We start from the raw sequence: 19,469 nt of genomic DNA, 5'->3' as shown, positions 1-19,469 counted from the left end.
ATAATGAGCGTCATTAATAAGACTGCAGCGAATGCGGTTGCATCTATCATAGACGCTGCCGATTTGGTTGTCGCCACAACCGGCAAGTACGCATACCATGCCAAGCATCCGTATGCATCCCCTGCCATGGTGGCAAGCGTCCGATCTACAGACGGGCTCAACATTGGCCAAGCTCGGGTTCTATCGGATCACGGAATCGGAGGTCTTAATTTTAGGTGCGTGATTGAAGAGCATGTTGCTACCGAAGCCGACATTGCCTCTGCTTTGATGAGAACTTAATCTCAGAGCTAAATGGCACGTCCCTGTCAGCGCTATTTGCCACCGGGTACGCTCCTGCTGCTGATGCCGACGACGTTTTTGACCTGTATGCTCGGTGCGCCGACGGCCACTTCGGTAGCAAGCTGGTCGATCAGCTACAGGCTTGACGGGTACATCCCGTCGCTAGCCCAGGTGCAGAATGGTGGTGACGTGCTCGCGACTAGCGATTGTTCAACGGAAACCTTCGGGCGTGTCGAACAGATCAGTCATTCTGGCGCAGTCGCTTCGATGACGAGCATGACACCGGGCTCAGGCACCCGGGCACCGCGACGATGAGACGCCTGCGTAGTTAGAGCGTACTGGTCACGGTAGACTGTTTCGCTAATCCAGCTTCACAGTTCGATTCGCTCCCGTTACGGTCGGATAAACTTTCGAGCCGGGGGCAAGAATGAGGCAGTACGTGTTTCGGGCAGCGGCACTCGCCGTCGCCCTCTCCTGGTGCGGGGCGCCAGCTGGCGCGCAGTTTGGCGGATTGAAGCTGGGAGACCTTGCTAAGCGAGCTGGGATATCTATGCCCAGTCTCCGCAAGGAGCCAATTTCGACCAGTCTGCCCGACGCTCACTGGGGTGATCCGAGCCAGGATAATTTCGTTCCGCCGTTGCCCAAACGTGAGCTCACCCAGCTACAGCGAACCACTAATGGAGGGTTCCTCCTCCAGGCTGGCTACTATCGGTTCAGCGATCAAAGCTACTGCTTACACGCCGGCACCCATGGCCCGGGGGATGGCGATGGTTACCTCTATGCGCCTCCAATTGGTGCGGCAAAAGATGCCGTGACCACCATCGTTCGGGGCTCTGTCCAGCATCCAGAGATTGATCAACATGTTATTCAGGCGCTGCTCTGGGCAATCCTATCGCGCGCTAAAATCGAAGACTTATCTGGCGAGCAGCGAATGGCGGCGTCGCAGCTGCTGACCCCGCGTCAGCTCGCCGCCTTGAACCGCAATGTCCTGGACGTGCTTTCGTCAGGCCCAATCGCGGACAATCTGCCGCGGGAGGTTCGGTCCGTCATGCAGGCCGAGGCAGACTTGCGCCGCATGCTGACTACGCCAGGAACAAGCTTCGGTGAGTTGGAACGGGTGGCCGTACTCGCCGGCATGGCACCGGCCGGGCCAGGTAGCATTGGGGTGCCGGCCGCGCGTTGGAGCCACCATCCCGATGGCTATTGGATTCGGTACCTGCCCAACAGCTACTCGAACACGGTCGTGGAAATCTGGGCGCCCGAAGGCTCGCCCGGCGTCGGGAAGGAATATGATCCAGCTACCCACATCGCGGTTCCCGGCAACACCTCGCGGCAGCGGCTGATCCAGTCGGGCCGCCTCTATGGCGCCAACTGAGCCAAACCAGTCATCCTCACGTCAGTATCATTTTTGGGACGGCGTCTAGCGGGCGGCGGGCCCCGAGAGAATCCTCGCAGTCCAACGCTTAGCGCTATGCCAATGTCGCAAAAGTGGCGATATTCGATACGTCCGAAACTTAGGATATTAGCGACGAGGGCACGGTTAACCTGGATTTGTGCTAGAGATGGCGAACAGTCCACCCACACCCAAGGCGTACAGGACGAGAACGGTGAGGGAGTCGAGGCCCATCCGGAATATCTGGCGTTTAGGCCGGAAAATTAGCCCTGCAGCATAGACGCACGTCAGCAACACGCCCAACCCAGCAAGGTAGATGTCGCTCGCCTTTGCGTCGGGCAGCACGGCTTTCCCTGAGATGATAACGGCGAGGAGGAAGAGCACGGGCAGGAAGGCGTTGCCCCCGAAGATATCGCTCACAGCGAGCTGATAATCCTTCATTCGCACCGACGTGATACCAGTCGAGAGTTCAGGCAGAGACGTGGCCGCAGCCAGCACCGTCGCGCCGAACAACACGCCACTTAGGCCGATGTGGTCGGCAATGGCGTCACCGCTCCGTTCAAGGAGCACGCCGGCAGCTAGGGTCGCCAGCGCGGACGCGAAGAATACCAGCGCGACGCGGATCGTGCTTTCGCCACGGTTGCTGGACGCATCATCTTTCTTGCCCTGCGAATGACCTTTAGTCTCTTCCTGTCCATTGGGCGCGGTGCCGCTCGCATCCTGCCAAGGCAAGCCCTTGCTGGCCCGGCTAGAGAGCCACAGGCCGATCACCCACAGGACGGCGATCATCACCGCGCCGGGTGTAAGCCTGGCGGCGATCAGACTGCCGGGAAGCTGCGTCGCCATAATCGAGACGATCAGTACGGCAACGACAAGCAACGCTTCGATCACGAGCGTGAGGCTTGCGGCGCGATAGGTCAGGGGGACCCTTTCCTTCATAGCGATGTCCATCGCCACGAGCACCAGCGTCTGGATAGCGATGCCGCCAAGGATGTTCCCGACCGCTACGTCCAGGTTGCCTGCCAGAGCCGCGCTGACCGTGATCGCGAGTTCGGGCAGATTGGTCGCGATCGCAAGCACGATAATCCCGCCCAGCGCCTTGCCGAGATGCAAGCGTGACGATAAAATGTCTGTCGTGTCGGCGAGCTTTACGCCAGCGATCCAGATGACGCTGCCGCATGCGGCAAAGATCGTTAGCAAGATGGGTAAGCTAAGTCCGTTGAACATGTACGTCCTTTATGCAGCGCGAGCGGCGGGTGCCTTTACCTGACAGGTGGATGTGTAGGCGTAGCGTTCATGCAGCGATCGCGTCACGTTTCAACAGCCGACGCCAACGCGCCCGTTTCGCCTCCGTTACCGGTGCGAGGGAAGCTTTATAGAGCCGCAAGATCAGGTCGCCCTTTGCCGGCACAGCCGTATGCTCTGCGCCAAGAAACGCCAGCTCGCCACTGTGCCGTACAACTGCGACAGGCCATCCGTCGTCAGTGGCCAGAAGAGGCGGTTTGTCGCCATCCATGTAGGGCTCGACCACTAACGATGCACCAGCCTGCATAAGGTCCGCCAGGTGCTCGAAGGTCATTTTCTCTCCAATTACGATCTTGCCGCGCCATTCCCGCGACGCTTCATACCGCGTAGCGACCTCGTTTGTCGCAAGCTGGTGGACACGCTCGCGGCCAAGCTCGGGGGCGAAACGCGTGCAGACCAGGGCGTTGTAGGCGTCGTCCGGCGTCGCTGCGAGTACCTGCTCGACATCGCGCAGGTCGACCACCTCCTCACCGATTACCGAGAGCACCTCAACCCGTAGCGTCTTCAATCCAGCGAGACGGGCAGCCTTGAGCGCCAATGCCGATCGATCGACCACGACTACCGGAATGCCGGCGCCGTGAAGCGCTTCGCCAAGCCTCACCGTCCAGCGCGAGGCACCGACGATTAGCAGGCCGCCCCGCCCACCCGACGCGAGCTTCAAGCGACGTGCGAGGGGTGCCAGCGACAGTCCGTGCAGCAGCACCGTGGACGCGATGACGGCGAACACGAGGGGTAGGACGAGACGTGCATCGGGATAGCCGGCGTGGGCGAGACGCTCGCCGGCAACCCCTGCGATTGCTGCAGCCACCACGCCGCGCGGGCCGATCCACCCAACCAGTAGCCGTTCCCGCCAGCTCGCCTTCGCGCCGATCGTCGCGAGCCAGATCGCCAGCGGCCGAACGACGAACAGGATCATCAGCGTCGTCATCGCGATCGGCCAGCTCAGCATCTCGACCGTGCCGCGGTCGATGTTGGCTGTGAGGAGAATGAATAACCCTGATACCAGGAAGACCGTCAGCGACTCCTTGAAACGGCGGAGTTCCTGAAGGCCGGTGACATCGATATTGGCAAGCACGACGCCGAACAGAGTCGCTCCCACTAGTCCGGTCTCGGGCTGGATCGCCTCCCCTGCCGCATAGATGCCGAGCGCGCTCGCTAGCAGGATCGGAGTCTTGAGGTACTCGGGCGCGAGATCGCGCGCGAACAACGTCCGGATGCCGAACGGCACCACCAGACCCAAAGCGGCCGCAAGGCCAGCGCCCAGCAGCGTATGCCAGGCGAGATGAATGATCGCCGCGCTCCCGCTCATCGTGGTTGACAACGTCAGATAGCTCAGGACGAGCAGCGTCAGTGTGGCACCGATCGGATCGTTGACGATGGCTTCCCAGCGCAGGAACGCCGCGGCGCGCGGCTCGAGCTTTGCCTGCCGCAGCAGCGGCATGATGACGGTTGGCCCTGTCACGACGAGGATTGCGCCGACTAGGATCGCCACCGGCCAAGACAGCCCGGCTACCCAGTGGCCCGCCAGCGTGCCCAGGAGCCAATTGAGCGGCAGCGCGACTGCAACCAGTCGCATAATGCCCGATCCAGCCGAACGAAGCTCTCGCAAATTGAGGTTCAGGCCGCCTTCGAAAACGATGATCGCCACCGCCATGCCGATCGCCGGCCGCATGACATCGCCGAGTGCCGCCGATGGCCGTACGACGCCGCCAATTGGCCCCAACAGCGCGCCGATCACTAGCAGTGGGATGATCGACGGGAGTTGGAGCTTCCATCCGAGCCATTGACCAAACACGCCGGCGACGGCGACACCCACGACAAGCAATAGGATGGTATCTTCCAACGTCGCGTCCCCCTTGAAAATCGACGCTCTCCGCCGACTGACATGCAGAAGCAATGGCGGCCCGAAATGTTGCTAGAGCGGCTCATTTGGGTGCCCGCAGTTCGGCGTACTTTCTGCGCAGGAAGGCTTGACCAGCACGTGGTCTGACTGAGGTGAGCGGCCGCTCCTGTTTTAGCTGCGGTGCTCGGGTACATCCCTGTCGCAGAAGAGGGGAAATGTGACGTCAACAAGTCAGGAGATGTGCGACAACCTTTCCTAACTCATCTAGCGTGGGTGAGGCAATTTTTAGACTGCGAACGGGAGTCTTGAGGTGGCTGACGCCTAAGGCAGCCGCTTTCCCCTTGCCCGCTAGCTATCCCCCGTTTGTGAGGCACGTGAATCGCTGTTTTTCCGCCACGTGTTAATGGACGTGGAATGCTAGTTAAGTCGGCTGCATCAAGCAGAAAGGGCTTGGGCTTTAACGTCTTGTTCGCTTGTAGCCGGTACTGCCGCGGGCAGTTCCCGGAGCATTTCGATCCATGTTTCAAAACCTAATGCAGAACTCCGAGATTGCATCGGCCTCCTCCGCGCGGATACTGGAATCGCTTCAGCATCCTGTCCTAGTCGTCGACGCCAACAGTGAAATAACCTATGCCAACGCGACCGCCGCAGCCAGCTTTGGTGGCTGGATCGTCGGACTGACGTTACCCGACATTTTCGCCGATTATCTGCGGCCGGTGTCGATCGGCGATGGCCCGTCGAGCATGAGGCTCATGACGCGGCAATCCGAAGCATATGAAGCGCTGTTAAATCCAATTGGCGGCGGTAACATTTGCATCAGCCTCTGGCCGGTCGCCATTGCCATCGAAAAGACGCAGGCTCAGGCAGATGATCTGACGGGGCTTGCCTTGCGCAACACCTTCATGGCCACACTTGAACGCGCCCTGCCCGGCACCGTCGAGGGTGGCGAGCCAGTCGCGTTGCTCTGCCTCGATCTCGATCGCTTCAAAATGATCAACGACACGCTGGGGCACGGCATCGGCGATCAGCTGCTCAAGAAAGTGGCGGACAGGCTGCGTAAGGCTTCACGCAAGGATGATCTCGTTGCCAGGCTTGGAGGCGACGAATTTGTTATCCTCCAGCGCGGCATTCGTTCGCCTCGCGATGCGGAGCTTCTAGCCGAACGCCTAGTCGACCTGATCGGGCGGACCTATGTGCTAGGCGGGCACACGGTGAACATTGGCATCAGCGTCGGCGTGGCGCTGGGGTCAGGCTCGATGCAGCCTCGCGATGTTCTGCGCAATGCAGATCTGGCGCTTTACGAAGCAAAGCGTGCGGGCCGCGGACGCTATCGCTTTTTCGAGCACGGTATGGACACGCTGCTGCACGAGCGCCGCGAGTTGGAGATCGACCTCCGCCGAGCACTGGCGCTCAAACAGTTCGAACTCCACTACCAGCCCTTTCTCGATCTCTCGAGTGATACGGTGATGGGCTTTGAGGCCCTGTTGCGTTGGCAGCATCCTGTCCGCGGCAATGTGCCTCCGCTCGACTTCATTGCTGTCGCCGAGGAAAACGGACTGATCGTCAAGATAGGCGAGTGGGTACTGCTGACCGCATGTATGGAGGCGGCGGCGTGGCCAGAAGACCTCGTTGTGGCGGTGAATGTCTCGCCGCTGCAGTTCAAGGCGGACACGCTGCTCGCGTCTGTGTCGTTGGCGCTTGAACGATCGGGGCTCAATCCGGAACGCCTCGAGGTCGAAATCACCGAAAGCGCTCTTCTCGCTGATACGGACAACGTGCTGGCGACGCTACACGCCCTGCGCGCCTTAGGCGTCAAAATATCAATGGATGATTTTGGCACTGGGTACTCGTCGCTGAGTTACTTGCAGAAATTTCCGTTTAATAAGATCAAGATTGATCGCTCGTTCGTTGCGGGCGACGATCCGGATAGTGAAGCGATACTAAAAGCCGTATCGAGCCTCGGCACCAGCCTCGGTATGGCGATTACCGCCGAGGGCGTCGAGACCGCTGATCAGCTCAAGCGCATACGCGATCAAAATTGTACCCACGTTCAAGGGTACCTCACTGGACGGCCGATGGCGCAGGCGAGCGTGCAGTCCTTCCTTGGCAGCAAATTTGAAGGAGATGGCGATGTCCACTGAGACCTATCGTTTGGTGTATTACAGCCGTAATCTAACGACCTGCGACGCGGACACTTTCGCGGTAGAAGTGAACGATATCCTCGCGACGAGCCGCGCGAACAATGAACGGGACGGCATCACTGGCGCGCTGATGTTTAACGCCGGTTGTTTCGCTCAGGTGCTCGAAGGCCCTCTTGACGTGGTTGAGCTAGCTTTCGAGCGCATCCAACAGGACGACCGCCATAGCGAAGTCTCTCTCCTCGCAATGGAGCCGATCAAGGCACGAAGTTTCCCGAACTGGGCAATGGGGTTTGTCGGTATGTCAGACGACAATGCGGCGCGTTTTGCCGATGTGGCAAAGGCGAGCAGCTTTGATCCGTCTCGCTTCAGCGGCGATAAGTTGCATTCGATCCTGCGGGATCTGGCGGTAGAGGAGGAGCGCACGGCCGCCTGATCGGTCATGTACGTACGATCGCAAGCATGGCGAGATCCGCGGCTTATCCAGCGGCAACGCTCTACTATTTAGCTTACGGTCTCAACCACATCGATGTCGCCGACGCCGACCGCCTATGGGGACTGGTCGTGCTCTTCTCTGTGGTCCTGCATGGCCTACCGGTGACGCCTATCATGCGGCTGCTGGATCGCCAGCATGGGCGCGATCTCCACAAGGATGAACCAGCCGCTGTTGGAGCCTAGCCTCACAATAAAACAAGGGCGGACGAACGCCCGCCCCTGCATCAATCAGCTCTTCTTGCGCGCGCGCTTCGGTGCGGCAGCGGCCTCAGTATCCTCTTCCTCGTCGGGCTGATCCTCGCCCGCCTCGGTCAGGGCCTCGCCCAATGCCTTTAGCTTGTCCTGCGACTTGTCCGCCTTGTCAGCGATCTTAGTCGTCGCAGCACCAAGCCGGTGAAGCAGAGCATGTACACGGTCGGCGTCGGGCTCATCCTTTTCGAGCTGCTTCCGCAGTGATCCGAGATCGCGAAGGATGCCCTTGGCGCCCACTACATCAAGGTCGGCCAGCGCTGCTTCCCAGTCTTCCACCATATCGGCGCCCTTGGCTGGCTTGGTCGCGTCCAGCCCGCGATTGATCGCGTTCATCGTTCCGGCAAATTTGACGGCCATTAGATATCCTCTCTTGAGGTGCCGGATAATGCCGACGCTCCTTAACGATGCATGATCCCGGATGGTCCGTAACAATCCACAATTATGCTGTCCGCTGGTCTAAAATAACCAGCGGGGTGATGCCGTTGCCCTGCACCGTTCTCGCTCTCCTGCAAAATTTACCGGACCGATTAAGCGTAGCTGATCGTTCAGCCGTCGTTACATATCCGCAGGAGACGAACATGGCTGAGATCGAAACGCTTCAGGAGCTTTACGTTGACGAGTTGAAGGATCTTTGGTCGGCAAACGATCAGATGGCCAAGGCGTTAACGAAGATCGTCGGTCAGGCGACGAACAAGAAGCTCAAGGACATGCTGCATTCGTCGCAGGACGGCATCGCCAAGCACACCGACATTCTGAAGGCGCTGATCGAGGGCCAGGACGAAAAGCTCAAGAAGGAGCATTGCAAGGGTATGGAGGGCTTGGTCGCCGAGGCTCTCAAGCATACCGTTGAGGAAGCGCCAAAGACCGGTCCCGTACTCGACGCAGCGATCATTGCTCAGTATCAGCGTATGACCCACTACGGCATAACTGGCTTCGGCACGGTCTCCGCATTTGCGAAGGCGTTGAAGCTTGATGACGATGTCGCCAAGCTCGATGCTGCGGTCAAGGACATGTACAGCGGTGACGAGATGATGACGGAACTGGCCGAGTCCGCCGTGAACGTGGACGCAGTGGAAGGCTAATTGCCAAACGTTGTCTTGGAATCAAGCCTTTTCAATGCCCGCTTAGAAATCTAGGTGGAAGCGGCGCAGGTGATGCCGAATGAACGGCATCACCTGCGCCAACTTTCAATAGACCGTACGAACGCTCGCTTCACAATCCCAATTTCCGGGTTCACGATCCCAATCGGGACGCTCGGCGAGCTTAGCGTACGATTCCAAACATCCTCTAGCCGGTCCTCTTCCTGCTCGGAGCCGACATTCCAGTGTCGCGAAAATGACGACATTCGAAACGTCCGAAATCTAGGAATTTTGCTACGCGACCGTTCGTTGAACGGTCATCACCAGGGCAAGGCGCCCCCCCTTTCGGGACGGCGCCTCTCGCAGAGGCAGTAACGGCGATGAGCAACACCCCCGATGCTTCGAATAAGTCCTTGATTATCAATCTGTAAACCATTCCAGGGCATACGCGGCGAGTCCGCTTTTACGTGTCGGATACGAAAAAAGCCGTACGTAAATGTCAGGACTAAAGAGCATGACGATGGCAGATCGCCTTGAAGCCGCGTCGACGACAACGGTCACAGCCTCCGTCCTACTAATAGCTCTCATTCTGCAAATCATTGACATCATCTATCCCGCGATCGGCATGGGGCCGGTCTATGTTTTATTGCTAGGCTTGGTCTCGTGGCGGTTAAGTCGCCGTGCAGCGGTCTTTTCAGCGGTAATCGCTATCGTGTTGAATACGCGCGCTACCATTCAAACGGGTATCCCAACGACGACCACGATAACGTTGCTTCGGGTAGGCCTTCGCTGCGCAGTGCTGGCGTTCGTTGTGGCAACGATGTGGGCTTTACGACGCGCTTACGAGCGTGAACGTGCGTCTGCACGGCTCGATGGCATGACAGGCTTGCTGAACAGATCAAGTTTCGAAGCCGCGATGGTCACAATGCTGTCGTCTACGACGATGCCGGTAGTGGTCGGTGTTATGGATCTCGACAATTTCAAGTCCATCAATGACCATCATGGCCATGCCGTGGGCGACGATACGATACGAACAGCTTCGCGCGCTGCCGTACGCGGGCTCGAGAGCTATGGGTTCGTCGGTCGTATGGGGGGCGATGAGTTCGCGTTTATCGCAGCACTCCCGGATGCAGGTAGCGGTGAGCAGTTCGCGATCGACTTCCATCGCACCATCAGTGAGGCACTGATCAGTCTGCCTGCGCTGTCAACGATCAGCATGGGCGCTGTTATAGCCCCGCCAGGTCACCGCCTCGATTACGATGCACTGCTGCTACACGCCGACGGACTGCTTTATACCGCAAAGCGTAACGCGAAGGCCTCTGTCATTGTGGCCGATGTAGGAGCGCCCACGGTGTTGCCGAGTGCGATCCAGCTCGTCAGACGAAGTGATCCAGCGCCTTTGCGCGATCCGCAAACCCGCTTGGTACCTGTTCATTCATAACCGAAACCAAGCCGATGTTGCCCGCCTCGGCTGCCAGCATCGTTGCAAGGGCAGTCGGTTCGAGCGGACGGCTGATATGATACCCTTGAATTGTGGCACATCCTTCCGCGACCGAGAAATCGAATTGCTCCAACGTCTCGACGCCCTCTACGGTGGTGGACATACCCAGGCATGTCCCCATCGTAATGATGGCACGCACAATGGCGGCACTTTCGGGATCCTGGGGTATCTGACGAACAAATGACTGATCGATCTTGATCTTGTCGAACGGAAACTTTCGCAGGTAACTCAACGACGAATAGCCAGTCCCGAAATCGTCCATCGATATACGCACGCCCGATGCCTTGAGTTCGTTCAATGTTGCAAGCGTCCGGTCCTCGTCGGTGAGGAGAACACCTTCGGTAATCTCAAGCTCGAGTCTCTGGGGAGACAGGCCGGCAGCCGCCAGTGCAGCAGAGACATTGGCCACAAGCGAGCGTTCGCGGAACTGAACCGGTGAGAGATTGACGGCAACGCTGATGCCATTCGGCCAAGTTGCCGCTTCGAGGCAGGCTGTGCGCAATACCCAATCGCCAAGCGGTAAGATCAGGCCCGTTTCCTCCGCCAGCCCGATAAACTCGACCGGTGGAATCATGCCGCGTTCGGGATGGTTCCAGCGAACCAAAGCCTCCGCTGACGTTATCTGGCCCGTCCGTGCGTCCATCAGGGGCTGGTAGTGGAGCTCAAGCTGCCCCTCGATTAACGCGCATCGCAGGCCAGCTTCAAGCGTCCGCCGCTCTTGAACCTTGTCGTCAAGCGACACGTCATACCGGCGCCACACCCCCTTGCCGTCCGCTTTGGCGGCATACAATGCGAGATCCGCATTGCGCATGAGTTCCGCCGGATCGTCACCGTCACTTGGCGCGATGGCGATGCCGACGCTGGCCCCGAGATAGAGGAACTGACCATCGAGCATGAACGGAGACGCTTCAATCGCCCTGATGATGCGGGTCGCGAGCGTCGCTGCTGCCTCGAGGTCACCAGCGCCGAGTTGCAGGATAGCGAATTCGTCGCCACCAAGACGTGCAACCACGTCGCCCTCGCGCAGTGTCGTACTTAGTCGGTCAGCCACCATCGCTAATATCAGATCGCCAGCGCCATGACCCAGGGTATCATTGATCGATTTGAACCGGTCGAGATCGAGCATGAGCACGGCAAATACTTGATCGCGTTCGCGCCGTGATGCTGCGTGGACTGCAAGGAGATCGAAAAAGCGTGTTCGGTTGGGAAGCCCTGTCAAGGCATCGCTAAACGCCAGGGTTCGGATCTGCGCCTCGGTTCTGAGGCGCTCGCGTTGATCGCGAACGGCGATGACTGTTTGAATCTTATGTCCCAGCGCAACCTCTTGACGCAATACCCGGACCGGCACCGCATGCCCGGTGGCGTCGATGAGTTGGACTTCGCGTTCCTCACGTTCGGGCAGGCTCGCTATATCCAGTCCGGGTAGAAGCGAGCTGACGAAGCTGCCCGACAACAGTCCTGGCTCATACCCGGAAAGACGCTCGACACTGGTATTGGCGGTCACGATCCTATCGCCCTGGCAGATCAGCAGCCCTTCCAAGGCAACGTCGGCGAGTTCGCGCAGTCGGCGACGATCGCGGCGAAGACGCACTTTGGCCGCGATATCGAAGCGCCATCCGAGAACGGCCAGCAGTATGAGCGCAAACGATACGCCGGCCACCACCGGTGTGATCGCCTGGGGTGACACCGCATCGGCAGGGAAGCGTGCAGCAGGATCGAAATGCAGCGTCATGGCTGCCATGCCGCAGAAGTGGAGGAGCGCGATCGAAAAGATCAGCAGCGGCGCGGCGCAAGCGCGGATACGGCGGTTGCGACTGGCAGCTGCCACCATAGCCAACCCCGAGATCGGCAAGCTGGCAACGATGGAGGGTAGTACCAGGCCGAGGTCCCAGGAGACGCCACCTTGGACGAGATAGGCGGCTTGCCCGACATAGTGGAGCGTTGCGACGCCGATGCCGACGACCAAGCCGGCAATGAACTGTCTAACAGTTCCGCGCGCCCGTATCGCAATAGATACGCCCGTTCCGATGCCGATGATCGCACACGACAGCGATATGAACGTCAATACCGGGTCGAATGCCGCTGGCATGCCGGGCTTGAAGGCCAGCAGTACGATAAAGTGCGTTGCCCACGCGGTACAACCGCTGGCGGTGACGCTGACCAAGCCCCAATAGGTCCGCACCCGCCCCTGGTGCCGCGCCGCGTGATAGGCGAGCGCGAACGAAGCGTAGATGCCGATAGCGCAGACCACGCCGGCAACAACCATAAGGCGGGCGTCGTGCGCGTGAAGAATGCACGCAAACACGGATGACAAGGAACCGATCATCCCGGCATAATGCATTGGCTAGATTAATAAATTTCCCAGCCTTGCAGTACGCATGACTACCTATGGTAACGTTAGTTACTATCCATTCGCTAGACAAGCGACGCACGCATTTCGACCAAGCTGGTATCTATGCGGCGCTCGGCGAACTTTCCCGTGAATTACGATTAGAAGATCACTGGGAAGGGCGGCGCGGTGGCTACGCCCCGAGGCGGTTCGAGGAATCTGAACATCGGGGATACCCGCTCGACGCAAACCACGGTAGCAAGGGAAGACACTCTTCCCCTGCCCCTCTTCGAATGACGCCCGTCTGCCCCTCCGGCTGTCCTGCCAGGGTATGCAAACGACACCTGTTCAGTCGCGAAATTGACCCTGATTGTACAGCCCAATTTGAAAGCGTCATTCCGGGTATACCCGGATTGACGCTAAGCAGGACGTCCCGCCCCTTTTGTGGTAGGTGACGGAAAACCTCTAGATCTTGGTTTCCGCACAATCGGACAAAGCGACAGGGTTTGTCGCATGTGCCGGAAATAGGTTAGAGCAGCCCACGTCGCCTGACCTGCCGCCCGACGAAAATCATGTGTTTTACGACACGTTGACTACAGATCGCCGTAATCGGCAGCGTGTGTGCGCGGGTGAGTTTCTGGTCGTTTTTTGCCCAATAGGCTACACGAGTGTTTGAGGCTTGGCAGATCGCACGCTAGCGGGCTTTTTTATGGAATGGGCAAATGGGCTCTAATGACGAGTATCAGGCGAAGGTAGCGTCCGCGGTGTTGAAGGCAATTGCCGATACGTCCTTGATCGATATTGATGGCGCTAAAACTGCTTACATCCGTTCCGCAGAAGCGTGCGACGCATTAATTACCGCGTTAGCGGTTATTATGGAGGGCGCGCCTCAGTGCAGGACCAGAAAAGGCATGAGAACAATGTCAGAAGCCGCGGGACGCAATCTTCTTGTAATGATGCGAGAAATGGAACTGCTTCGTGCAGAAACGGGTAAAAACCCATTTAACGCTTCAGTGATCTACCCAAATTAGATACGGCTAGTCGGCGATCGGCTTTTTGTTACGGTTGCGTGATCAATGAAAGCTTTGGATCGGTGCCGAAAACGCAACTCCATTAGATTTCCACCAAGCTATAGAACTTGTCTCGAAGACCCACATCACTGGGGGGCCAGATCTGCGCTGGCCATGACCTTTCCAACCCTGTATTTTTCAAACGTTACAGATATTTGCTTCATTTGCGCCGGGTCCCGGTTCGAAGCCGATTTCCATTCTTCGTTCGAGATATACAGCTATCATATTGGGGGCTTTTGGCCGAAATCTTGACCGCAAAAAGAATTCAAAACGTTGAAAGAGGTCGCGTTAGATTGCGCCAAGGTTATCTGCTCGGATTGTGGCCGGGAGAGGTGTCGCTGGAGGTTACTTTCGCGCTCAGCCGGAAGTCAGCTTAGTCTCTGTCGCATCGGCGTATCCGAGGGGCACTCGGAGCCAAGCCCCCCCCGGTTCGTACGAGACGTTAGGACTTCAACGATTTCGCCATGTTGAGATGCGCGGCAACCGTCGGCGTCAAGCCTGCCGCGAACGTCTTCAGCTGGGGCACGTCGCCGGTTGCTGCATATCCCCTAAGCGTATCGAGCGTCTGCTGATGCCCGGCGACCTGCACTGCTGCGTATGCGGTATCGAAATCAGCGCCCTGCTTGGTCTTCAGATCAGCAAGCTTCTGCTGCTGCTCAGCACTCAGCGCCGGGTTGGGCGTCAGAGCTGGCGACAGCGTTGCCGTCAGTGCCTTCAGCTTTGCAGTCGAACCCTCATGCACGGTGATCATCTGGCCAGCGAACTTCTTTACCGCAGCAGATGCGCCGTTAGTTACGGCCAGCTTCGAGGTCTCGATCTCGAACGCATCGCTCGCAGCTGCCATGTTGATGAAAGCCTGCCCACCTGAGGCCGGTGCTGCCATGGCATTATTGGAACCGGCTGCATTCACGCCCGTGGCGGTCGTGTTGGCGTAGGTGCTGTTATCAACGGCGGTCGTATCGTCGGCCTTCTTACCGCATGCGGCTAATGACAGGGTCGCTGCCGATACTAGTGCCAGGGTCTTGAAGTTCATCATACTCTCCATCTGCTCGCATATTACCGCTGCCTGCTCAACGCGTGCCTCCTGAGGACCGTTCCGCACGAGTAACGAGCTCCGGACCGATCCTGAGGTGCGTTCGTTCTAGCGGTCTGCCGGCACAGCTGCCGGCCTTATCGGGACACGGCTATGAGCATCTTCAGCACGATCATGAACAAGGTTTTTCACCACAAAGCCGCACCAGCCGCTGCACCGGCTCAGGCTCCTGCCGCGGCGCCGCAGGCTGCGCCACAGACCGCGCCGACCGCTACCGGCCAGCCCGCCCCCGCAGCCCCGCAGCAGTCCGTCGACGTCGGTGCGGTCCTCAGCGAGATGGCATCAATGAAAGATGGCGGGGGCAACTACCAGAGCTCGATCGTCGATCTTCTGAAGCTGTTGGACTTGGACTCCAGCCTGACAGCTCGCAAGGAACTTGCTGCCGAACTGAATGTCCATGCTGCAGCCGACGGCTCAGCCGAGCAGAACATCGCCCTTCATAAGGCTGTGATGCAAAAGCTTGCCGATAACGGCGGTATCGTTCCAGACAGCCTGCGCAACTAACGCAGCTGATCCGGAGGGGACCGCACCCTACGCGGTCCCCTCCGGCCTCAAACTACTGGGTGAACCGTCCTCACCTTCATCGGGGATGATTGGCCTTCGGAGGCGTTGCACCGACGGTCCTCTGAGCTGCTTGTGCTGGCAGCGTCTGACTACCACGCGGTGGTCCGTTCGGCTCTTTGTGAAAGCCATGTGCGGCGAGCCAACAGATCGTGACGACGAGCGCCACGATCATCACGAAGATGACGATCGCCACAGGGCCGGCTCGCTTGTTTCCTCGTCTCCGCATCACATGCGTTCCCCAGTCGTGCCGTCGGTGGTATCGCCGTGCCGTAGCCCCGTGGCGCCGAGATGTTCGTGGACCTCAAATCTGCCGATTTGATCGAGCAGGACGATCTTAAGTCCGGACGGCTCTATCGCCGCTCGCCGAAGACCGAACCAAGAATACCCCCGAGTCCGCCGCCAAGACCGCCCCCGGGCGCAGCGCCCGCGACTCCGGCACCATCCAGGCTGCCGAGTACAGATCCAAGGATCCCACCAAGACCACCTTGCTGACCGGCCGAGCGCCCTGTCAGACGGCCGGCCACCAGCATAACCAGGATCGGCAGCATCTGCTTCAGAAGCTCGGGCGCCAGGCCACTGCTCTGCGCCGCGTTGTCGGCGACCTCCCGACTGCCGTCCTTCGACCCGAAGATACCGCCGAGGACCTGATTACCGCGATCGATTTGCGTCGGCTCGTTGCCCAAGACGTTAGAGGCCAGGTCTGCACCGCCAACCGTGTTCACATGGGCGTCCACCTGCGCCGTGTTTCTTCCCATGCCGCCCAGAACCGACGGCAGTAGCGCCTCTGCACCGCGCTGGGCTTAGTCACGCGGTATGCCTAGCTGGACGGCAAGTGCATCGATGCCGCCATCTGGGAGAAGGTCATTGAGGTTCATGTCAGCTTCCTTGTTTTGAAGGGTACCAACAGTTACCGGCATCCAGAGGTCCGGTAACTCCCGGTTGATCTAGGCCGTTGGACCGGCAGGCATCCGCCAAGCGCGCGGTGCTCAGTTGGGTAGTTCGGTCGCAGGAGCTGTTGTTCTTCCAGAACGCCGAGTGCGCCACCCCCCCGATGATCATCAATGATCGGCTTCTACGGGGCGAGGTGTCTTGAGTGGATTATTCTTTATCAATACAAAACTACGATACATCAAAGCCATCTATGCTAACATAGATTCCACATATCACCACATGACGGACTATAATATCCAACTACTAGGCCACGTGGACAAAGGTTGACGCGCGTCTGATCGGTTGATTCAAGGCTGTCTTTTGGAGGCGGCGTTGGGCGAGCGGATTGGGGTTTCGGATGATGAGTGGGCTCTGATCGGGCCCCTGCTGCCGTCGGAGCGAGGACGTGGCTGCCGACCCGCGGGAGACAACCGGCCCTATTTCGAAGGCATGGTGTGGATGGCGCGGACAGGCGCGCAATGGCGGCATTTGCCGGATGAATATGGCAAGTGGAACAGCGTGTTCCGGCGGTATCGTCGCTGGGTCGTGACGGGCGTGTTCGAAGCCATGCTGGAGACCCTGGCCGCTGTCGTCGAGCGGGATGTCAGCGCCGACATGATCGACAGCACCGTAGTCCGGGCGCACCACTGCGCCGTCGGGCTAAAAAAAGGGATCAAGAATTCGAAGGGCTCGGCCGTTCGCGAGGCGGCTTCACAACCAAGCTGCACGCCCGCTGTGATGGTCAGGGGCGACCGCTATGTTTCGTCCTGACGCCGGGCCAGGCCCACGACGTGAAGGGCTTCGGGCCCTTGTTCGGGATGCTGGCTGACCGGATCGAGGCCCTGCTTGCCGATAAGGGCTATGACGCTGATGCCATCCGCCAGGAACTCGCCAGGGCGGATGTCGAGGCGGTCATTCCAACCAGAAGTAACCGCCGCATACCGATACCGCATGATCGCGAGAAATACCGTTGGCGCAATCTCGTCGAGCGTTTGTTCAGCAAGCTCAAGAACTGGCGCCGTGTCGCAACGCGTTATGACAAGACAGCAGAGTCATATCTCGGCTTCGTCGCGCTCGCATCAGTTACGCTGTGGCTGCCCTTTGTCCACGTGGCCTAGTTTATGATTCAGAATAACTATAGTCGCCAAGTTAAACCTTTCTGTAATACACGCGATAGCTGCTGTACAGAATATGGTTTATGCAAAAGTTCGAACCCGTGCTGGCCATTTTTAGCGAGGACATGGCTGTACCCGCTGGTCAAAATGACTGGCAAGTCAGGGTAAAGCCGCCGCACCTCCTGGGCCATCTCGAGGCCGTTCATTCCAGGCATGACAACATCGGAAAACACAATGTCGAATACGTCGCGATCGGCACGAAGCTGAGCCAGCGCTTCCGATGCATCGTTCGCCAACACGGTTTTGTAGCCGAGTTCTCTTAGCGCCTCGATCGCAAACTCTCCGACCTGCTCGTTGTCCTCCACGACAAGCACGCTTGCGCCGTCGCCATCAACTTTTGCAGCCGTATCCGCATCGTCTGCTGTCTCGCCTCCGTGGCCGGCCCGCGGTAGGTAGAGGGTGAATGTCGTGCCTTCGCCGATCACGCTGTCGACCCGAACGTCGCCTTCGGATTGCTTAGCAAAGCCGAACACCTGTGACAGCCCTAGGCCCGTTCCATGACCCAGGCTCTTCGTTGTGAAAAACGGCTCGAAGACGCGCGTGGCTGTATCCGCATCGATGCCACTTCCTGTATCGCTGATCGTAACGGCGATGAAATCGCCAACAACGGGTTCATGGGACCGAATGGCGGGAATACCAGAAACTGGCCCAATGGCGATCGACAGATCTCCCTCGCCATCCATGGCATCGCGGCCGTTAATACACATATTTACGATGGCGGTGTCGAATTGACCACGATCCGCCAACACAAAGCTGGTATCTTCCGGCACGTTAGTGACAAGTTTAATTCGCGGTCCCACCAGGGTGCGGACGATCGTACCGACCTCTTCGACGCTCTGACCGCAGTCGAAAACCTCCGGTGCTAACGCCTGACGCCGCGCGAAGGCTAGTAATTGCGCGGTCAGCTTGGCTGCCCGATCGGCACTCTCGCCTATTGCATCGATATACCGGGTCTTGCGGCTATCCTCGATTTCCGGGCGACGCAGCAGATCGACCGATCCCCGGATCACCGTCAGTAGATTGTTGAAGTCGTGCGCGACGCCTCCGGTCAACTGGCCCACGGCTTCCATCTTTTGCGCCTGGGCAAGTTGCGCCTCGGTTTCCTTGCGTACCGTGATATCAAAGATCACACCGGCCATACGGGTTGGTGCACCTGCCTCATCGTGCATGAGACGCCCCTTGGCCACGATCCACTTTGATGTGCCATCAGCCGCATCGATCGGACATTCGATATCCAGCAGGCCTGTGCGCGAAGCTTTCTCGAAGGCCTTGGCTGTTAGGTGCCTGTGGCTTTGCTCGACATGCGATAAAAAGATATCAATGGTCCAATCGGGCAGCATCTCGCTGTAGCCGAAAATCCTATCATGACGGGGTGTCCGCCGTGCACTGCCGGTTGCGAGGTCGATATCCCAACCGCCCATATCGGCCGCGGAAAGTGCGACCTCCAAGCTTGCCCTTGTTGCTTCTAGTTCTCGTGCGATCTGCCGCTCGCCAGCGATCGACCCTGCGTGGTCCTGATCTCCGTTCGATTCATCCGGCGCTCGATCTTGCATGTGCCGAAATATCCTAGTTTTTTTAAAGTGCGTCGCTGGCTGGCATGTCCATCACCACGAACGCATGAAGAACCATTTTGGAGACAACGCCGATCACGCATTTGACGAATTCGCAAATACTTTGTTGAACCGATAGATATCGGTGCTGATCGGCACGGTTCTTCAGCGCAAAACGTCACCTCTCAGGGATTTAGGCCGTGACGCAACCAATAAGTGAACCCGGAATGTAAGTAGTTTCACAATGGACGCGGCAGGTAAAGTGAGGAAGGCCACGAACCGATCGCGTATTCAGTATTACATGCGGTAAGGCGCGCCGAATTACATAATTTATATATTTCGGCAAAATCGGGACAATTGTCGTATTAAAAATTATGACAACCAAAAAAAAATGCGCTTTTCCAGAAAAACCTTTTGCCGCAAAGAATGATGATTTACCACGACAAACAAGTATTTTTTTATGGCTGGTATCT

13 protein-coding genes and 2 pseudogenes are annotated in these 19,469 nt (G+C 58.4%); 8 read left to right on the top strand and 7 right to left on the bottom strand.

Annotated features, from left to right (window positions below):
* Window positions 1-1,090: 1,090 nt before the first annotated feature.
* A complete protein-coding gene (locus AC3D24_RS15560; RefSeq protein WP_489032018.1) occupies window positions 1,091-1,654 on the top strand; it encodes a hypothetical protein in 564 nt (187 codons plus the stop codon).
* 165 nt (window positions 1,655-1,819) lie between these two features.
* Here AC3D24_RS15560 and AC3D24_RS15555 read toward each other — a convergent pair whose 3' ends face one another.
* Window positions 1,820-2,899, bottom strand: coding sequence for a sodium:calcium antiporter (locus tag AC3D24_RS15555; RefSeq protein ID WP_489032016.1), 1,080 nt, complete (start codon window positions 2,897-2,899; stop codon window positions 1,820-1,822).
* 67 nt (window positions 2,900-2,966) lie between these two features.
* On the bottom strand, window positions 2,967-4,820 hold the full coding sequence (locus AC3D24_RS15550; RefSeq protein WP_489032014.1) for a cation:proton antiporter: 1,854 nt from the start codon (window positions 4,818-4,820) through the stop codon (window positions 2,967-2,969).
* Between the two features lie 518 nt (window positions 4,821-5,338).
* Here AC3D24_RS15550 and AC3D24_RS15545 point away from each other — a divergent pair.
* Entirely contained in the window at window positions 5,339-6,961 is a 1,623-nt protein-coding gene (locus tag AC3D24_RS15545) for a putative bifunctional diguanylate cyclase/phosphodiesterase (protein ID WP_489032012.1), read from the top strand.
* The gene (locus AC3D24_RS15540; protein WP_489032010.1) at window positions 6,951-7,394 is read left to right on the top strand and encodes a BLUF domain-containing protein; all 444 of its coding nucleotides are present in this window, start codon (window positions 6,951-6,953) and stop codon (window positions 7,392-7,394) included. The genes AC3D24_RS15545 and AC3D24_RS15540 overlap by 11 nt, the downstream gene beginning before the upstream one ends.
* A gap of 287 nt (window positions 7,395-7,681) precedes the next feature.
* On the opposite strand, the gene AC3D24_RS15535 is transcribed toward AC3D24_RS15540, so the two are convergent.
* Window positions 7,682-8,062 (bottom strand): hypothetical protein, encoded by a 381-nt coding sequence (locus tag AC3D24_RS15535; protein ID WP_489032009.1) that lies wholly within the window; start codon window positions 8,060-8,062, stop codon window positions 7,682-7,684.
* Window positions 8,063-8,283: 221 nt separating this feature from the next.
* On the opposite strand from AC3D24_RS15535, the gene AC3D24_RS15530 reads away from it, so the two are divergent.
* Together AC3D24_RS15530 and AC3D24_RS15525 are read left to right on the top strand one after the other, a co-directional pair.
* Entirely contained in the window at window positions 8,284-8,787 is a 504-nt protein-coding gene (locus AC3D24_RS15530) for a YciE/YciF ferroxidase family protein (RefSeq protein ID WP_489032008.1), read from the top strand.
* Between the two features lie 517 nt (window positions 8,788-9,304).
* On the top strand, window positions 9,305-10,225 hold the full coding sequence (locus AC3D24_RS15525; RefSeq protein ID WP_489032007.1) for a GGDEF domain-containing protein: 921 nt from the start codon (window positions 9,305-9,307) through the stop codon (window positions 10,223-10,225).
* Here the strand turns inward: AC3D24_RS15525 and AC3D24_RS15520 are convergent.
* Window positions 10,161-12,611, bottom strand: coding sequence for a bifunctional diguanylate cyclase/phosphodiesterase (locus AC3D24_RS15520; protein ID WP_489032005.1), 2,451 nt, complete (start codon window positions 12,609-12,611; stop codon window positions 10,161-10,163). The genes AC3D24_RS15525 and AC3D24_RS15520 overlap by 65 nt on opposite strands.
* Window positions 12,612-13,336: 725 nt before the next feature.
* Between AC3D24_RS15520 and AC3D24_RS15515 the strand changes: the two genes are divergently transcribed.
* The gene (locus AC3D24_RS15515; protein WP_489032003.1) at window positions 13,337-13,645 is read left to right on the top strand and encodes a hypothetical protein; all 309 of its coding nucleotides are present in this window, start codon (window positions 13,337-13,339) and stop codon (window positions 13,643-13,645) included.
* A 481-nt stretch (window positions 13,646-14,126) separates the two neighbouring features.
* Here AC3D24_RS15515 and AC3D24_RS15510 read toward each other — a convergent pair whose 3' ends face one another.
* Window positions 14,127-14,717 (bottom strand): DUF4142 domain-containing protein, encoded by a 591-nt coding sequence (locus AC3D24_RS15510; protein ID WP_489032001.1) that lies wholly within the window; start codon window positions 14,715-14,717, stop codon window positions 14,127-14,129.
* Window positions 14,718-14,870: 153 nt separating this feature from the next.
* Between AC3D24_RS15510 and AC3D24_RS15505 the strand changes: the two genes are divergently transcribed.
* On the top strand, window positions 14,871-15,281 hold the full coding sequence (locus AC3D24_RS15505) for a DUF3597 domain-containing protein (RefSeq protein WP_489031999.1): 411 nt from the start codon (window positions 14,871-14,873) through the stop codon (window positions 15,279-15,281).
* A gap of 410 nt (window positions 15,282-15,691) precedes the next feature.
* Here the strand turns inward: AC3D24_RS15505 and AC3D24_RS15500 are convergent.
* A pseudogene (locus AC3D24_RS15500) lies at window positions 15,692-16,126 on the bottom strand (DUF937 domain-containing protein); the annotation flags it as partial.
* Window positions 16,127-16,574: 448 nt separating this feature from the next.
* Here AC3D24_RS15500 and AC3D24_RS15495 point away from each other — a divergent pair.
* A pseudogene (locus AC3D24_RS15495) lies at window positions 16,575-17,389 on the top strand (IS5 family transposase).
* Between the two features lie 17 nt (window positions 17,390-17,406).
* Here the strand turns inward: AC3D24_RS15495 and AC3D24_RS15490 are convergent.
* A complete protein-coding gene (locus AC3D24_RS15490) occupies window positions 17,407-18,999 on the bottom strand; it encodes a response regulator (protein WP_489031997.1) in 1,593 nt (530 codons plus the stop codon).
* Between the last annotated feature and the right edge of the window lie 470 nt (window positions 19,000-19,469).

The organism is Sphingomonas sp. SL1004 (genome assembly GCF_057815015.1).
Note: the sequence above shows the minus strand (reverse complement) of the source record. Positions and strands in the feature narration are given on the sequence as shown.